A 15,895-nucleotide genomic window follows, 5' to 3' on the forward strand; every position below is an offset into this window, starting at 1 on the left:
CATGCCCGTTTTCAGCAAATTTGGTCTCAAGCCCAATACGGATACGCAAGCCGGACGCCACATCGTCATTGACGGTGTTGCCGATGGCTTCGAGGCGTTCTGCCTCGCGCGTCTGGTGGACGAGATCGGCGAACGCGGGCCAATTATGTATATCGTGCGCGACGGGCAGCGCATTGCCGATCTGGAGCAGGTGTTGGGCTTCGTCGCGCCGGATCTACCGGTGCTGCATCTGCCCGCCTGGGACTGCCTGCCTTATGACCGCGTATCGCCCGGTGCCGATGCATCGGCGCGCAGGCTGACCGCACTGGGTGCTCTGGCAGCGCTCAAGAAGACGCCGCATCCGGCAATTATTCTCACCACGGCCAATGCGGTACTGCAAAAACTGCCGCCGCAGGCGGCCATTGCCGAACAGGTGATTTCGGCGCGTCCCGGCAATCAGCTCGACATGAACGATCTGGCTTCGCGGCTGGAACGCAACGGTTTCGAGCGTGTGTCGACCGTGCGCGATATTGGCGAATTTGCCGTGCGTGGCGGCATCCTTGATCTTTACGCGCCGGGCGCGGAAGAACCTTTGCGGCTGGATTTTTTCGGCGATACGCTGGAAACGATCCGCGCTTTCGATCCCGCATCGCAGCGCACGACGGGAACGCGCAAGGAATTCGTGCTGCAGCCGATGAGCGAAATCACGCTCTCGCCCGATATGATCAGCCGGTTCCGCAAGAATTACGTGGCGATGTTTGGCGCGCCGCAACGTGACGATGCGCTTTATCAGGCAGTCAGCGAGGGACGTCGCTTTGCCGGTATGGAACACTGGCTGCCGCTGTTCTACGATCATCTGGAAACGGTTTTCGACCATGCGGGCGGCATGCCTGTAGTGTTCGACCATCTGGTGCATGAAGCGCTGACCGAGCGTCACACCATGGTGGTGGACCATTATGAAGCGCGGCTGCGTCAGGCTGAAGGCAATGAAGCAGGCAGCGACGCCGTACCCTATAAACCGGTCAAGCCGGAAACCCTCTATCTCACGCCGCAAGCGGTCGAAGATGCGGTGCAGGCGAGCGGACTTCGCATCGACCTTACGCCCTTCGGCACACCGGACGTATCGAACCGCACCATTGTACACGCCGACGCCCATAAGGGCCGCAACTTCGCCGAGGAACGGGCCGCCACCGACGTGAACCTGTTCGAGGCCGCGGTGAAGTACATTGCCGAACTGCGCGCCTCCGGCAAGAAAGTTCTGGTTGCCGCCTGGACGGAAGGTTCGCTTGACCGTCTGTTGCAGGTTCTCGATGAGCACGGGCTGGAAAAGATCGAGACGGTTGATCGGCTTTCAACCGTCAAGGCGCTGTCTCGCGATAAGGTGACGGCGGCAGTTCTTGCCGTGGAAAGCGGCTTTGATGCCGGTGACCTAGTCGTCGTTGCCGAACAGGATATTCTCGGCGACCGTCTTATCCGCCGTTCCAAGCGCCGCAAGCGTGATCAGGATTTCATCTCGGAAGTGGCGTCGCTGACGGCAGGCGATATTGTCGTCCATGTCGATCACGGCATCGGACGTTTCATCGGCCTCAAGACGATTACCGCAGCGGGCGCACCGCATGATTGTCTTGAACTTCACTATGCAGGCGATGACCGGCTGTTCCTGCCGGTCGAAAATATCGAGCTTCTCTCGCGCTACGGCTCGGAAGGCTCCGACGCGGTTCTCGACAAGCTTGGCGGCGGCGCATGGCAGATGCGCAAGGCCAAGCTCAAGAAGCGACTGCTTGAGATTGCGGGCCATCTGATCCAGATCGCCGCCGAACGCCAGATGCGCGGTGCGCCGGTGATGACGCCGCCCGATGGGCTTTATGCGGAATTCTCCGCTCGCTTCCCTTATGATGAGACCGAAGACCAGATGACGGCCATCGAAGCGGTGGCGGATGATCTGGCCGCAGGCAAGCCGATGGATCGCCTGATCTGCGGCGATGTCGGTTTCGGCAAGACGGAAGTGGCGTTGCGCGCCGCCTTTATCGCAGCGCTGAACGGAGTTCAGGTGGCTGTCGTGGTGCCGACCACGCTTTTGTCGCGCCAGCATTTCAAGACTTTCTCCAAGCGTTTCCACGGCCTGCCGATCACCGTTGCCCATGCCTCGCGGCTGGTTGGCACCAAGGAACTGGCCGCCACCAAGAAAGGTCTGGAAGAAGGCACGGTCGATATTGTCGTCGGCACGCATGCGCTGCTCGGCAACTCGATCAAGTTCAAGAATCTCGGCCTGCTCATCATCGATGAGGAGCAGCATTTTGGCGTCAAGCATAAGGAACGGCTCAAGGAGCTGAAATCCGATGTGCATGTGCTGACGCTTTCGGCAACGCCGATCCCGCGCACCTTGCAGCTTGCGCTGACCGGTGTGCGCGAACTCTCGCTCATCACCACACCGCCGGTGGATCGCATGGCGGTCCGCACCTTTGTTTCGCCATTCGATCCACTCGTTATTCGCGAAACGTTGCTGCGCGAGCGTTATCGCGGCGGTCAGAGTTTCTATGTCTGTCCGCGTATTTCCGACCTGGGCGATATCGAAGAATTCCTGAAAGAGCATGTGCCGGAACTAAAAGTCGCCGTGGCGCATGGCCAGATGGCGCCGGGCGTGCTCGACGATATCATGAACGCCTTTTATGACGGTCAGTACGACGTGCTTCTTTCGACGACCATCGTGGAATCCGGCCTCGATATCCCGACCGCGAACACGATGATCGTGCATCGCGCCGATATGTTTGGCCTGGCGCAGCTTTATCAGCTACGCGGGCGCGTGGGTCGTTCCAAGCATCGCGCCTTCGCGCTCTTCACGCTTCCGGCGGGCAAGATGCTGACGCAGATGGCGGAACGTCGCCTGAAAGTGTTGCAATCGCTGGATACGCTTGGCGCGGGCTTCCAGCTTGCCAGCCACGACATGGATATTCGCGGTGCCGGCAATCTCTTGGGCGAGGAACAGTCGGGCCATATCAAGGAAGTCGGTTTCGAGTTGTACCAGCAGATGCTGGAAGAGGCCGTCGCGACCCTCAAGGGTTCGGGCGAAGTGGAAGACAGCCAGTGGTCGCCGCAGATTGCCATCGGCACGGCGGTCATGATCCCCGAAAACTACGTGCCGGATCTGCAATTGCGCCTCGGCCTTTATCGCCGCCTTGCCGATCTGGAAGAGCCACAGGATATCGACGCCTTCGGTGCGGAACTTATCGACCGTTTCGGTCCGATGCCGGAAGAAGTGCAGCATCTGCTCAAGATCGTCTATATCAAGGCGCTCTGCCGTCGCGCTAATGTTGAAAAGCTGGATGCCGGTCCGAAGGGCGTCGTCATCCAGTTCCGTCATGCAACGTTTAACAATCCGGTCGGTCTGGTGAAGATGATCGGCGAGCAGGGCTCCATGGCAAAGATCAGGCCGGATCAGAGCATTGTGTTCATCCGCGACTGGCCGACGCCGGAAAAACGTCTCAACGGCTCGGCTGTCATCATGACGCAGCTGGCGAAAATCGCGGCGGGTTAACCCGCCGCCATAATTGGTCTACCGATCTTCCGAAATCCCCGGCTCAAAGCCTTCCGCCGTCTGGCGAATGGCATCGGCCAGAACATCGGCGTTTTGTGCGCCCATGACGGCATATTTCTGATCGATGATGAAGCAGGGCACGCCGCGCACGCCGATACGGTTGGCGGTGTCGATTTCCTCGCGGATCGTGGCCTTGTCGGCGTCGCTTTCCAGAAGACGGGCGACAACGGCTGCATCCATGCCGACGCTAGCTGCCGCATCGACCAGCACTTCATGGTCGCCAATATCCTGTCCCTGCTCAAAATAGAGCGAGAACAGAGTGCCGACGAGCTTGTTCTGCGTGTCGGGTGCGGCCTGTGCCGCCCAGTGGATCAAACGATGCGCATCGAGCGTGTTGGGCGCGCGAGTGATGGCTTCAAAATCGAAGACAATGCCGTTTTCTTCGCCAAGCTCCGTCAGTTGCTTATGAATGTCATCGATCTTAGAGCTGTTGCCGAATTTCTCGCGCATATAGGCCTGCCGGTCCTTGCCTTGCGGCGGCAGTGTCGGATCGAGCTGAAACGGACGCCAGCGAATTTCAGCTTCCACATCGGGTAGCATGGCGAGCGCATTTTCAAGCCGCTTGCGTCCGAGGAAACACCACGGACAGACGACATCCGATACAACATCGATGGTGATTTTCTTTTCGCTCATGCGGGATGCTCCGTGTGGTTGCGGGAGGCACGCCTCCCGCATCGATATGCATATTATAGGAAATGGATTTAGGGCGAATTACGACCTTATCAAACAGAACTCAAGGCTGAGCGCGCCACCATGTCGGTAGCTGAAAGCCATAGAGCGCTGTTTTTGCAGGATGTTCGATCCGGTCCCAGCGTGCCACCCACTGATAAGGGAGGTGATACAGAGGAATATAATAATCGCCCGATAGCAATATCCGGTCGAGCGCACGCACCGCACTGACGAAATCAGCACGCGTGCGCGCGGCGAGCAGCGCATCAATCATCGCATCGACGGCGGGATCGGCCACGCCTGGATAATTGAAGCTGCCTTGCGCATCACGCGACGCCGCGCCCCAGCGCATCCACTGCTCATTGCCGGGCGACAGCGAACTGGACAGAGCGCCGAGGATCATGTCGTAATCGAAGGTCTGGAGCCGTTGCTGATATTGTGCGTCATCAGCAGTGCGGATATCCACCGTAATGCCGAGCCGGGCCAGATTGCGCTTATAGGCAAGCCCGATCTTCTCTTCTTCCGCCGAGCGCGTCATGATTTCAAATTGCAGCGGCTTGCCGGTGGAATCGACGGCCAGCCCATTGTGGAACTGGAAACCGGCTTCCATCAGAAGATCATAGGCCTGTTTGGCGGGCGTCCGGTCATGGCCGGTGCCGTCGGTGACGGGCACATGCCATGTACCATTCATCACATCTTCACGCACCGCATCGGGATAGGGTGCCAGAAGTTCCCTTTCACGGGCATCGGCGGGTTTGCCGACGGAAGAAAGCTCGGAGCCTTCCCAAAAACTCTGGGTGCGCTTGTACTGGCCTGCAAACAAATTGCGGTTCGCCCATTCAAAGTCGAACAGCAATCCAAGCGCCTGCCGCACGCGACGGTCTGCGAAGATCGGACGACGCGTGTTGAACACGAAGCCCAGCATGTTCGCGGGCGTACCCTTTTCGAAGCTCTCCTTGATGACTTTGCCTTGCTGCACAGCCGGAAAATCATAGGATTTTTCCCACCGCGTCGGATTGCCCTCGATGAAAACATCGAGCAGTCCTTTTTTGAAGGATTCAAACAGGGAGGTTTCGTTGCGATAATATTCGATCGTCAGCGTGTCGAAATTGTCCGTGCCACGCTTGGACGGAATGTCCTTGGCCCAATAATCCGGGTTGCGCTTATAGATGATGCGCTGGCCGGGCTGCACGCCGGACACCAGATAGGGACCGCTGCCGAGCGGCGGCTTCAGTGTGGAATTACCGAAGGTCGCCGGATCGGTTGCGTGTTTCGGAAGAACCGGCATCACCGACGCGATCAGCATCGGAAACTCGCGGTCCGACTTGTCGTTGAAGTTGAAACGCACCGAGCGCTCGCCAGTCTTCTCGATCTTGTCGATCCGGCTCATTCGGTTGTTGAAAGGGGGACGGCCCTTTTCGGTGAGAATTTGATAGGTGAAGATAATATCATCCACCGTCACTGGCTGCCCGTCCGACCATTTGGCCTTCGGGTTCAGCGTGAATTCCACCCATTTCCGTTCGGGGTCTATGGCGACTTTTTCCGCAAGCAGCGGGTAGAGCGTGAAAGGTTCATCGCGTGAGCGCTGCATCAATGTCTCAAAGACGAGATTGCCGAACTCACCATCGCTGAACAGGCCGCGCGCAGTCGTGCGCATGCTTTTGAGCACGAACGGATTGAGGCTGTCGAACGTGCCGACAACACCGACGGTCAGTTTGCCGCCCTTGGGTGCATCAGGATTGGCATAGCGAAAATGCGTAAAGTCGGCAGGAAGCGCCACGTCTCCATGCATGGAGAGAGCATAATCGGGCGCAGCTGCTGTTTCGGCCTGCGCCATACGCGCACCGATTCCCGTCATCGAGACGACCATAGCCGCCGGAAGCCCTAATCTGAGCCCCCGCGTGATTGCCAGCAGGAATTTTCTGCGCAAATGAGCGATCGATCCGTTCAACTTCATTCGTCCATTGTAAGTAAGCGTGAGGCGCTTGTTTTTCAGGAAATACGAAATAGCATTGATTCGTTAGGCGAAATTATCATGATCCTATAATATATAGGTATTTTGGGCGTGTTCCGCGCGTTACAGTACAAATGAAAATGGTGATTTTACGGGATTCCGAGCCTTCCAGATGGAAACTGGTCTGGATTCGCGCCCGCAGTCGTTGTAACACCGCCCCGGAATAGGATTGAAGAGTCCTAAAGGTCACGCTGTTGCCGCATTTTCAAACCAGTGACGGTCTATCGCTGACTAACCAGAATACGGGAACTACAGATCAGAGCGTTGAAAGGAACCTGTTGATCATGTCCAGCACGAAGACAATCGCTGCCACATCGGCCATCGCTGGCGCGTTCGCCTTGCTTGCCTCCGCAACGATGCCTGCATCGGCGCAGCAGCCGCCGCAGGGTTGGTTCAAGGTCTGCTCGAAGCAGGAAGATAACGACATCTGCAACACGCAGAACATCATCACTGCCGATTCCGGCCAGTTGCTGACCGCCGTTAACCTCATCGAGATCAAGGGCAAGATCAATCGCAAGATTTTCCAGGTCACCGTGCCGATTGGCCGCCTGATTCCGGCTGGCGTTGGCATGCAGATCGACAACAACAAAGCGGTAAAGCTTGAATACGGCATCTGCTTCCCTGATCGCTGCATCGCAGAGGCACCGCTGAACGACGATCTGATCAAGGCTCTCCAGAAGGGCGGCAAGCTGACGCTGACCTCGGTCAATTATCAGAACAAGCCGAACCCGATCCCGGTTGCCCTGACCGGCTTCTCGCAGGCTCTCACCGGCCCGGCTCTGAAGCAGTCGGAACTGGAAGACCGCCAGAAGGAACTTCAGGACGCCGTCCAGAAGAAGCAGAAAGATTTCGAAGCCAAGATGAAGGCTGAACAGGAAAAAGCCAAGGGCGCTGCCAACTAATCGGCAAAACCATGGTCATAATAAAAGGGCGCTTTTCAGCGCCCTTTTTCTTTGAACTATCGCTTTTAAAGGTGAGGACAACTTAGTTCGCGTGCTGCGATTTCACCCGATAGGTGCCGTTGTCGAGTCGGTCGAAAATCTCGTCGATCTGCGGATGGCGCAAAGGCTCGTTGCTGACGTCGGGCAGCAGATTTTGCTCGGACACATAGGCCACATATTCGGATTCCGCATTTTCCGCGAAGAGATGATAGAAGGGTTGGTCACGCTGAGGACGTGCGTCCTCCGGTATGGACTCATACCATTCTTCCGTATTTGCGAATTCGGGGTCCACGTCGAAGATAACGCCTCTGAACGGGAACAGCCGGTGTTTCACCACCTGGCCGATTTGGAATTTCGCGTGTTTTATCTGTGTCATACCCATGAGATGTTATGTAGTTCACCGTCCGCCAAATTAAAGCGGGCGTGAAACATGAAGTTTTTGAGGGAAGCCTTTATTTGCTGGCGTTGTCGCGTCGACGGTCTGCCAGCTTGGGAAGTTTGGGGAGAAAATGCGTAAAGCCGCTGCCGGGGCGCAGGCCTTCCCGCATGAAGAATGACCGCAACGGCGCGAAGGATCGCAGCATTTCCAACCCGACGCCGCGCGCGATCTGCGCAGGTAGCATGGGCGACAGAAGCGAGCGGTTGAGCGCATCGACCGAGCCGGTTCGGGCCAGAATATCTGGACGGCGTGCGCGGTCATAAGCGCGGATCACACGATCAGAACCTGGATCGACAGAATCGCTTTCGATGGCCTTTACCAGCGTTTCCACGTCGCGTGTGCCGAGATTAAGCCCTTGTGCACCGATGGGTGGGAAAACATGGGCTGCTTCGCCAATCAGGATGGTTCGCTTGGCTGCAAATGCGTTTGGCACCAGCCCGGACAGAGGCCAGCCCTGCGGGCGCACGTCGATTTCGATCCGGCCGAGCATCGACTGCATCATCTCCTCGACCTGTGCGGCCAGAGCCTGATCGTCCAGCGTGAGCAAGGTTTCTGCGCGTTCCGGGTTCACCACCCACACAAGGCTCGAACGCTTGCCTTTCAGTGGAACCTGCGTGAACGGGCCGTGTTCGGTATGAAATTCTGTCGAGATGTTTTCGTGGCTGATGCTGTGGGCGAAGGACAAGACAACAGCGGTTTGTGGATAGTTCCAGCGGCGCGCGCGGATGCCTGCGGCTTCGCGTGCGCCGGAATTGCGCCCATCAGCGGCGACTAAAAGGCGGGCATGGAGCGTATCGCCACCCGCCAATGTCACCGTTACATGGTCGCCATTGGGGCGATATTCGATAGCCGACGCCGTGTTGCGCTCGATATTGGCGCTCTCGGCCACAGCTTCGGCAAGCTTCGCGTTGAGAACGGCATTGGGGATATTATAGCCAAATGCCTCTTCGCCGATTTCACCGGCGCGGAAGGTGACTGTCGGGCTGCGGACAAGGCGCTGCGTCGCATCGACAATGCGCATGGAGGCGAGCGGTGCGGCTTCCGGCTGGATGGACGACCAGACGCCGATCTGTTCGAGAAAACGGATGGCGGGCATCATCAGCGCCGTCGTGCGGCGGTCGCCCTTGTCCGTTTCGGGTCCCAGAAGGATGGTGCGATAGCCCTTCGCGCCAAGCGCAAGCGCGGCCATCATGCCAGCAGGGCCGCCACCGCTGATCACGATGTCAGTCATTGGCTTGTTCGCAACCAGATCGTTCATTCGCTTCATCCTTCGTCGGGACGTGTCGGCCAGAAGTGCAGCTATGAAGATGATTCTTCCGTGCCGTTCTCAAGCAGCACTTAGACCGAAATGCCGGCAAAGGCCATTCTTCCGTGGAATTAAGGCTGATTTGCCTCATGCCTTACTTGCTCTTTTGAGCTTATTCGGGGAAAGCTTCCACTAAGAACACGGCTTTTCTGGGATAGATCACGTCAGGATCCAACAGAACAGTTGGGGCGTCAGTTTGTTTGGTGTAAACGCCCACGATGAGCCTAAGGTAAGCCCAAGGTGAGCCAAGGCGAGATTTGAAATAAAATCGCTGTATCTTCTGCGGAAACTGCGCGGCGACAAAACGGAATGGCGAACAGCGTGAAAACCAAACTGACCGGAAAACTCAAAGCCAAGAAAGTCACCGCGCCGCAAGCCAAGGCGTTTTCTGTCCATTTGCTGACGGCATCGGGGTCGTTTCTGGCTTTTCTGTCCATCGTCGCGGCCAGCGACGGGCGATATACGGCGATGTGGTGGTGGCTTGGCCTCGCGCTGTTCGTAGATGGCATCGACGGGCCAATCGCGCGCAAGCTCGAAGTCAAATATGTGTTGCCCAACTGGTCGGGTGAACTGCTCGACAACATCATCGACTATGTCACCTACGTCCTGATCCCTGCTTTTGCCTTGTATCAGAGCGGCTTTATGGGGACGAACCTCTCCTTCATATCCGGCGCGATCATCGTCGTGTCGAGCGCGATCTATTATGCCGATACCGGCATGAAGACGAAGGAGAACTTCTTCAAGGGCTTCCCGGTGGTGTGGAACATGGTGGTCTTCACCCTGTTCATCGTCAGGCCGGGAGAATGGGTGGCGTTCGGCACCGTGGTTGCATCGGCGATCCTGTCCTTCCTGCCGATCAACTTCCTGCATCCGGTGCGCGTTGTGCGCCTGCGCCCGATCAATCTCACGGTGTTTCTGCTCTGGTGCGCCTTTGGTGCGATCGCGCTTTATTATACGCTGGATGCGCCGCTCTGGGTGCGCGTGGGCATTTCCGTGACCGGGCTCTATATCTATTTCATTGGCGCAGTGATGCAGTTCTTCCCCGGCCTTGGGCGCACCGCCGCCGTTATTGAGGCCGAGAAAGTTGCAGCTGCAAAAAAGAGCGGAGACGTATGATGATCAATGCCATTCGCGTTCATCAGACCGGCGGGCCTGAAGTTCTGAACTATGAGCAGATCGAAATCGGTGAGCCGGGGCCGGGTGAAGCGAAGGTTCGCCATGAAGCCGTCGGCCTCAATTTCATCGACGTTTATTTCCGCACGGGTCTCTACAAGGCAGCGCAAATGCCGTTCACGCCCGGCAATGAAGGTGCTGGCACGGTTATTGCCGTTGGTGCCGGTGTTGACAATGTGAAGGTGGGTGACCGCGTCGCTTATGTGGCAACGCCGGGTTCCTATGCCGACGAGCGCATTTTGCCTGCCGACCGTCTGGTGATCGTGCCGGAAAGCATTGATCTCAAAACTGCCGCTTCCATGATGCTGAAGGGCATGACGGCGCAATATCTGTTGCGGCGCACCTTCCGGGTTGAAGCCGGACAGACGATCCTTTTTCATGCGGCGGCTGGCGGTGTCGGCCTGATCGCAGGGCAGTGGGCCAAGCATCTTGGAGCAACGGTTATCGGCACAGCCGGATCGCCAGACAAGATCGCGCTTGCCAAGCAGCATGGCTATGACCATGTCATTAATTACCGCACGGAAAATTTCGCCGAAAGAGTGCGTGAACTGACCAATGGCGCAGGCGTGGACGTGGTTTACGACTCTGTCGGTCGCGATACCTATATGGGATCGCTGGACGTCCTGAAGCCGCTCGGCATGTTCGCCTGTTTCGGCCAGTCATCGGGTGTCATTCCGCCGTTTGATCTTGGGCTTCTGGCGCAGAAAGGGTCGCTCTTCGCAACCCGTCCGACATTGTTCAACTATGTCGCCAAGCGTTCCGACCTCGAAAAGACCGCAGCCGAGCTTTTCGACGTGGTGGGCAGCGGTGCGGTGAAGATAGAAATCAACCAGACCTATGCGCTCAAAGACGCCCGCAAGGCGCATGAGGAACTGGAAGCGCGCAAGACCACCGGAACCAGTATTTTACTCCCGTAATGTCGTCTGATTGACCTTGTTTTCGTGGCGCGGGTGAGGGGCGACCTATCGCCGATGTGCATATGTTAGGCAGAGCCTGCTTTTGCTCTTTTCAAGTGCAAAATTGCTGCTAAGGTCTTTCAAAAATACATTTGGGGAATAATGTCAGCCAATTTATCCGACCGGCCTCTTCTGGATGTCCGCCGGCTCACGAAACTATTTGGGCAGCTCAGAGCTTGCGATGGGGTTGATCTCACCATTGCCAAGGGCGAAATTCACGCGCTTCTGGGCGAGAACGGCGCTGGAAAATCCACTTTCGTTAAGATGCTGTTCGGTGCGCTGCAACCGCTTGAAGGCGAAATCGTCTGGAAGGGCCAGAGCGTCGTCATTGGCGAACCTGCCGCTGCAAGAACGCTCGGCATCGGCATGGTTTTTCAGCATTTTTCGCTTTTCGACTCGCTGACTGCCGCTGAAAATATCGCTCTCTCGCTGGATAGCGCTCTGTCGCTGTCCGATGTGGCAAAACGGGCCAGCGAAGTGGGCAAGACCTATGGCTTGCCGGTCGATCCGCAGGCCCATGTCGGCGACCTTTCGGTCGGCGAGCGCCAGCGCATCGAAATCGTGCGTTGTCTGTTGCAGGAACCGGACCTGATCATTCTGGACGAACCGACCTCGGTTCTGACGCCGCAGGAAGCCGACCGCCTGTTTGAAACACTGGAACGGCTGAAGGCTGAAGGCAAATCCATTCTCTATATCAGTCATCGTCTGGAAGAGGTGAAGCGGCTTTGCGACCGCGCAACGGTGTTGCGCCACGGTAAGGTGGTTGGGCATTGCGATCCACGCAAGGAAACGGCGGCGTCGCTCGCCCGCATGATGGTTGGCAACGACATCAAGGTGGTGGCGCGCAGCCCGATGGATGCTCCGGCGACGCGCGCCGAAGCGCTGTTTGAAATCAAGTCTTTGTCACAACCGCCACGGGGGCCGTTTTCCACAGCGCTTAAAGATATCTCGCTTTCGGTGGCCGCTGGCGAAGTCGTGGGGCTTGCGGGCGTTGCTGGCAATGGGCAGGGCGAATTCTTTGAAGCCATTTCCGGCGAGGTGCTGCAATCGGCTGCATCGACTGTACGTATTCGAGGCAAGGATGCAGGCAGGCTCGGCATCAGCGAACGGCGCATGATGGGGGCGGCCTTTGTGCCGGAAGAGCGGCTTGGCCACGGTGCGGTGCCGTCATTGTCACTGACCGACAATCTGTTTCTGTCGCGCTACAAGACCGATGCGAAAGCGTTCCTACGCGGCGGCGCGTTAAAGTTGATCGCCGAAAGCGCACTGCATTCCGCTGCGCGACGCATTATTGAGCGGATGGATGTGCGCAAAAGCGCAGAAAACCCGCCAGCTTCGGCACTGTCCGGCGGCAATCTGCAAAAGTTCATCATTGGTCGTGAACTTGATCGTTCGCCATCGGTCATGGTCATCAACCAGCCGACATGGGGCGTCGATGCGGGTGCTGCGGCTCATATCCGGCAGGCCCTTGTGGACCTTGCGCGATCGGGCTCTGCCGTTCTTGTCATTAGCCAGGATCTCGATGAACTCTTCGAAATCAGTGACCGGATAGCGGTCATGAATCACGGTCAGCTTTCCGAGCCTATGCCTGTTGCCGAATTGACTCTTGAAAAGATCGGCCTGCTGATGGGCGGCATTTCCGGTGAAGCAGAGATGGGTGCGGCCTGATGCGGATCGAACTCGTCAAACGCCCCCAGCCGTCGAAGCTTTTCAGCGCCTTGTCGCCCTTGCTGGCTCTGGCGCTGACCTTCATTTTCGGCGGTCTCGCCTTCGCATTGATGGGCAAAGACCCGCTCAATGCGCTTTATGTGTTCTTTGTCGAACCTTTGTTCGATATCTGGTCGTGGCATGAATTGCTGGTCAAGGCCGCGCCGCTGATCCTGATCGCGGTGGGTCTGTGCGTCTGCTTCCTGTCGAACAACTGGAATATCGGTGCTGAAGGGCAATTCATCATGGGGGCCGTCACCGGTTCTATTCTGCCGGTGATGTTTCCCGACTTTCAGTCGTGGCTCGTGCTGCCGCTGATGATGCTGATGGGCATGGCGGGCGGTGCTGCCTATGCGTCGGTTCCGGCCTTTCTCAAGGTCCGCTTCAATACGAACGAGATTCTCACCAGCCTGATGCTGGTCTATGTGGCGCAACTCTTCCTCGACTGGCTGGTGCGCGGACCGTGGCGTAACCCGGAAGGCTATAACTTCCCGGAAACGCGCCAGTTTAATGACAGCGCTATTCTGCCGGAAATATGGAGTGAATCGGGACGCGCCCATTGGGGCTTCATTCTGGCGCTGATTGCCGCGCTATTGGTCTGGTTCCTGCTCAAGCACACGCTGAAGGGCTTCGAGGTCAAGGTCATCGGCCAAAGCCCGAGGGCAGGGCGCTTCGCGGGCTTCAGTTCCGGCAAACTAGTGTTTTTCGTCTTTGCCGTTTCAGGCGCGCTGGCCGGCCTTGCCGGTATTGCGGAAACATCTGGCGCTATCGGGCAGCTTCGTCCGGTCATTTCACCCGGCTACGGATTCACCGCAATCATCGTCGCGTTTCTCGGGCGTCTGAACCCGCTCGGCGCTATCGCTGCAGGCCTTGTGTTGGCGCTGTCCTATCTCGGCGGCGAGGCGGCGCAGGTTGCCATCGGCATTTCAGAAAAATCGGCGCGCGTGTTTCAGGGCATGATCCTGTTCTTTGTGCTGGCCTGTGATACGCTCATTCTCTACCGCATTCGTTTTGTCAGCGCACACAAAACGGGAAAGGCCTGATCCGATGGAACTGACACAGGCCATTCTTCTCACTATCGCCACCGCCGCAACACCGCTGCTGATCGCAGCCATTGGAGAATTGGTGGTTGAACGTTCGGGCGTTCTCAATCTGGGCGTCGAAGGCATGATGCTGATGGGCGCTGTTTCCGGCTTCGCAGCAGCGCAGCTCACCGGCTCGGCATGGCTCGGCCTATTGGCGGGCATAGCCGTTGGAACCCTGTTCTCGGCCATTTTCGGCTTCCTGACGCTTACTCTGGTCACCAATCAGGTGGCAACTGGTCTTGCTCTCACCATTCTGGGTATCGGCGCTTCAGCACTCTTGGGCGAAAGCTTTGTTGGTGTTCCGGGTGTCCGGCTCGATGCTATCTATATTCCCTATTTCACGGATATTCCTCTGGTTGGGCGGTTCCTGTTCGGGCAAGACCCGATCTTTTACTTCTCGCTCATGCTGGTTGCAGCAGTGACGTGGTTCCTGTTTCGCACGCGCGCGGGGCTCACCTTGCGCGCCATTGGCGACAGCCACGGTTCCGCCCATGCGCTTGGCGTGCATGTGGTGCGCACACGCTATCTGGCGGTGCTGTTCGGCGGTGCCTGCGCAGGCCTTGCGGGCGCGCAACTCTCGCTCGTCTATGTGCCGCAATGGGTGGAAAACATGACCGCCGGTCGCGGCTGGATCGCTTTGGCGCTCGTCGTTTTTGCGTCGTGGCGACCATGGCGGGTGCTGATCGGGGCTTATCTTTTTGGCGCTGTGACCATCGGCCAGCTGCATGCGCAGGCGCTTGGTTTCGGCCTGCCGTCGCAATTGCTTTCGGCGTTGCCCTATATCGCGACCATCGTGGTGCTGGTCATCATCTCGCGCAACAAGCGCCTGACGATGATGAACACGCCTGCGTCGCTCGGTAAGCCGTTCGTTCCGGACAGATAGGGGTTAAACGCGAACCGGTTCCCACGACAGGACGGTTTCGTTTTTATAGGGTGCAAACAAGGAGTGCAGGGACCATGAAAAAGACGCTTATGGCCATCGCCACCGCTGCCAGCTTTATGCTCGGCGGCGCGGCGCATGCAGAAGACAAACTCAAAGTGGGCTTCATCTATATCGGACCTCCGGGCGACTTCGGCTGGACCTATCAGCATGATCAGGCGCGCAAGGAACTGGTCGAAGCGCTGGGCGACAAGATCGAGACCACCTTTCTTGAAAACGTGCCGGAAGGTGCTGACGCCGAGCGTTCCATCGAACGTCTGGCGCGCGCTGGCAATCAGCTGATTTTCACGACCTCGTTCGGCTATATGGACCCGACCGTCAAGGTCGCCAAGAAGTTCCCGAAGGTGAAGTTCGAGCATGCGACCGGCTATAAGACCGCCGACAACATGTCAGCCTATAATGCGCGCTTCTATGAAGGCCGTTATGTGCAGGGCGTGATCGCCGCCAAGATGTCGACCAAGGGCGTTGCCGGTTACATCGCCTCAGTGCCGGTTCCGGAAGTCGTGCAGGGCATCAATGCCTTTATGCTCGGCGCACAGTCGATCAATCCTGAATTCAAGGTCAAGGTAATCTGGGTCAATTCCTGGTTCGATCCGGGCAAGGAAGCTGATGCCGCCAAGGCTCTGATCGATCAGGGCGTGGACATCATCACCCAGCACACCGATTCCACCGCTGCCATTCAGGTGGCGCATGATCGCGGCATCAAGGCTTTTGGTCAGGCTTCGGACATGATCAAGTTCGCCCCCGACACGCAGCTTACGGCAGTCGTGGACGAATGGGGTCCATACTATATCGACCGCACCAAGGCTGTTCTCGACGGCAGCTGGAAGAGCCAGAATGTCTGGTGGGGCATGAAGGAAGGCCTCGTCAAGATGGCGCCTTACACCAACATGCCGGATGACGTGAAGAAACTGGCCGAGGAAACCGAAGCCAAGATCAAGTCTGGCGAACTGAAGCCTTTCACCGGCCCGATCAAGAAGCAGGACGGTTCGGAATGGCTGAAGGCTGGCGAACAGGCCGACGACAAGACCCTGCTTGGCCTGAATTTCTATGTCGCTGGCGTGGACGACAAGCTCCCGCAGTAAGCATAG

General features: G+C 57.6%; 12 protein-coding genes. 8 read left to right on the forward strand and 4 right to left on the reverse strand.

Features of this window, described 5'->3' with window-relative positions:
• The first annotated feature begins 1 nt into the window (after window position 1).
• The gene (mfd, locus tag HWD97_RS03530) at window positions 2-3,514 is read left to right on the forward strand and encodes a transcription-repair coupling factor (protein ID WP_109367531.1); all 3,513 of its coding nucleotides are present in this window, start codon (window positions 2-4) and stop codon (window positions 3,512-3,514) included.
• Window positions 3,515-3,532: 18 nt separating this feature from the next.
• Here mfd and HWD97_RS03535 read toward each other — a convergent pair whose 3' ends face one another.
• Both HWD97_RS03535 and HWD97_RS03540 read right to left on the reverse strand, forming a co-directional pair.
• Complete coding sequence (locus tag HWD97_RS03535; protein WP_109367530.1) at window positions 3,533-4,207, reverse strand: DsbA family oxidoreductase; 675 nt, start codon at window positions 4,205-4,207, stop codon at window positions 3,533-3,535.
• Window positions 4,208-4,307: 100 nt separating this feature from the next.
• Window positions 4,308-6,200, reverse strand: a complete 1,893-nt coding sequence (locus tag HWD97_RS03540) for an extracellular solute-binding protein (RefSeq protein WP_371831101.1) — start codon at window positions 6,198-6,200, stop codon at window positions 4,308-4,310.
• Between the two features lie 341 nt (window positions 6,201-6,541).
• Here HWD97_RS03540 and HWD97_RS03545 point away from each other — a divergent pair, with 341 nt between their 5' ends.
• On the forward strand, window positions 6,542-7,159 hold the full coding sequence (locus tag HWD97_RS03545; protein ID WP_109367528.1) for an invasion associated locus B family protein: 618 nt from the start codon (window positions 6,542-6,544) through the stop codon (window positions 7,157-7,159).
• Window positions 7,160-7,241: 82 nt separating this feature from the next.
• Here the strand turns inward: HWD97_RS03545 and hspQ are convergent, their stop codons facing one another.
• Both hspQ and HWD97_RS03555 read right to left on the reverse strand, forming a co-directional pair.
• Window positions 7,242-7,580: a heat shock protein HspQ gene (gene hspQ, locus HWD97_RS03550; RefSeq protein ID WP_109367527.1), complete on the reverse strand. Its 339-nt coding sequence runs from the start codon at window positions 7,578-7,580 to the stop codon at window positions 7,242-7,244.
• Between the two features lie 70 nt (window positions 7,581-7,650).
• A complete protein-coding gene (locus HWD97_RS03555; RefSeq protein ID WP_109367526.1) occupies window positions 7,651-8,895 on the reverse strand; it encodes a UbiH/UbiF family hydroxylase in 1,245 nt (414 codons plus the stop codon).
• 357 nt (window positions 8,896-9,252) lie between these two features.
• Here HWD97_RS03555 and pcsA point away from each other — a divergent pair, with 357 nt between their 5' ends.
• The 6 genes from pcsA to HWD97_RS03585 all read left to right on the forward strand — a co-directional run bounded on the left by pcsA (window position 9,253) and on the right by HWD97_RS03585 (window position 15,889).
• A complete protein-coding gene (pcsA, locus tag HWD97_RS03560; protein WP_109367525.1) occupies window positions 9,253-10,059 on the forward strand; it encodes a phosphatidylcholine synthase in 807 nt (268 codons plus the stop codon).
• Window positions 10,059-11,033 (forward strand): quinone oxidoreductase, encoded by a 975-nt coding sequence (locus HWD97_RS03565; protein WP_109367524.1) that lies wholly within the window; start codon window positions 10,059-10,061, stop codon window positions 11,031-11,033. Before pcsA ends, HWD97_RS03565 begins: the two co-directional genes overlap by 1 nt.
• A gap of 141 nt (window positions 11,034-11,174) precedes the next feature.
• On the forward strand, window positions 11,175-12,740 hold the full coding sequence (locus HWD97_RS03570; RefSeq protein WP_109367523.1) for an ABC transporter ATP-binding protein: 1,566 nt from the start codon (window positions 11,175-11,177) through the stop codon (window positions 12,738-12,740).
• Complete coding sequence (locus HWD97_RS03575) at window positions 12,740-13,822, forward strand: ABC transporter permease (RefSeq protein ID WP_109367522.1); 1,083 nt, start codon at window positions 12,740-12,742, stop codon at window positions 13,820-13,822. The genes HWD97_RS03570 and HWD97_RS03575 overlap by 1 nt, the downstream gene beginning before the upstream one ends.
• 4 nt (window positions 13,823-13,826) lie before the next feature.
• Window positions 13,827-14,747: an ABC transporter permease gene (locus tag HWD97_RS03580; protein ID WP_109367521.1), complete on the forward strand. Its 921-nt coding sequence runs from the start codon at window positions 13,827-13,829 to the stop codon at window positions 14,745-14,747.
• Between the two features lie 74 nt (window positions 14,748-14,821).
• Complete coding sequence (locus HWD97_RS03585; RefSeq protein WP_121539622.1) at window positions 14,822-15,889, forward strand: BMP family ABC transporter substrate-binding protein; 1,068 nt, start codon at window positions 14,822-14,824, stop codon at window positions 15,887-15,889.
• Window positions 15,890-15,895: the final 6 nt, after the last annotated feature.

This window comes from Ochrobactrum sp. C6C9, from assembly GCF_022627935.1.
Lineage (GTDB): Bacteria > Pseudomonadota > Alphaproteobacteria > Rhizobiales > Rhizobiaceae > Brucella > Brucella teleogrylli.

Coding starts and splice junctions, on each gene's coding strand:
- HWD97_RS03545 (WP_109367528.1), top strand. CDS start 6,542: ATGTCCAGCACGAAGACAATCGCTGCCACATCGGCCATCGCTGGCGCG.
- HWD97_RS03585 (WP_121539622.1), top strand. CDS start 14,822: ATGAAAAAGACGCTTATGGCCATCGCCACCGCTGCCAGCTTTATGCTC.
- HWD97_RS03570 (WP_109367523.1), top strand. CDS start 11,175: ATGTCAGCCAATTTATCCGACCGGCCTCTTCTGGATGTCCGCCGGCTC.
- HWD97_RS03535 (WP_109367530.1), bottom strand. CDS start 4,207: ATGAGCGAAAAGAAAATCACCATCGATGTTGTATCGGATGTCGTCTGT.
- mfd (WP_109367531.1), top strand. CDS start 2: ATGCCCGTTTTCAGCAAATTTGGTCTCAAGCCCAATACGGATACGCAA.
- HWD97_RS03580 (WP_109367521.1), top strand. CDS start 13,827: ATGGAACTGACACAGGCCATTCTTCTCACTATCGCCACCGCCGCAACA.
- HWD97_RS03540 (WP_371831101.1), bottom strand. CDS start 6,200: ATGAAGTTGAACGGATCGATCGCTCATTTGCGCAGAAAATTCCTGCTG.
- hspQ (WP_109367527.1), bottom strand. CDS start 7,580: ATGGGTATGACACAGATAAAACACGCGAAATTCCAAATCGGCCAGGTG.
- HWD97_RS03555 (WP_109367526.1), bottom strand. CDS start 8,895: ATGAACGATCTGGTTGCGAACAAGCCAATGACTGACATCGTGATCAGC.
- HWD97_RS03575 (WP_109367522.1), top strand. CDS start 12,740: ATGCGGATCGAACTCGTCAAACGCCCCCAGCCGTCGAAGCTTTTCAGC.
- pcsA (WP_109367525.1), top strand. CDS start 9,253: ATGGCGAACAGCGTGAAAACCAAACTGACCGGAAAACTCAAAGCCAAG.
- HWD97_RS03565 (WP_109367524.1), top strand. CDS start 10,059: ATGATCAATGCCATTCGCGTTCATCAGACCGGCGGGCCTGAAGTTCTG.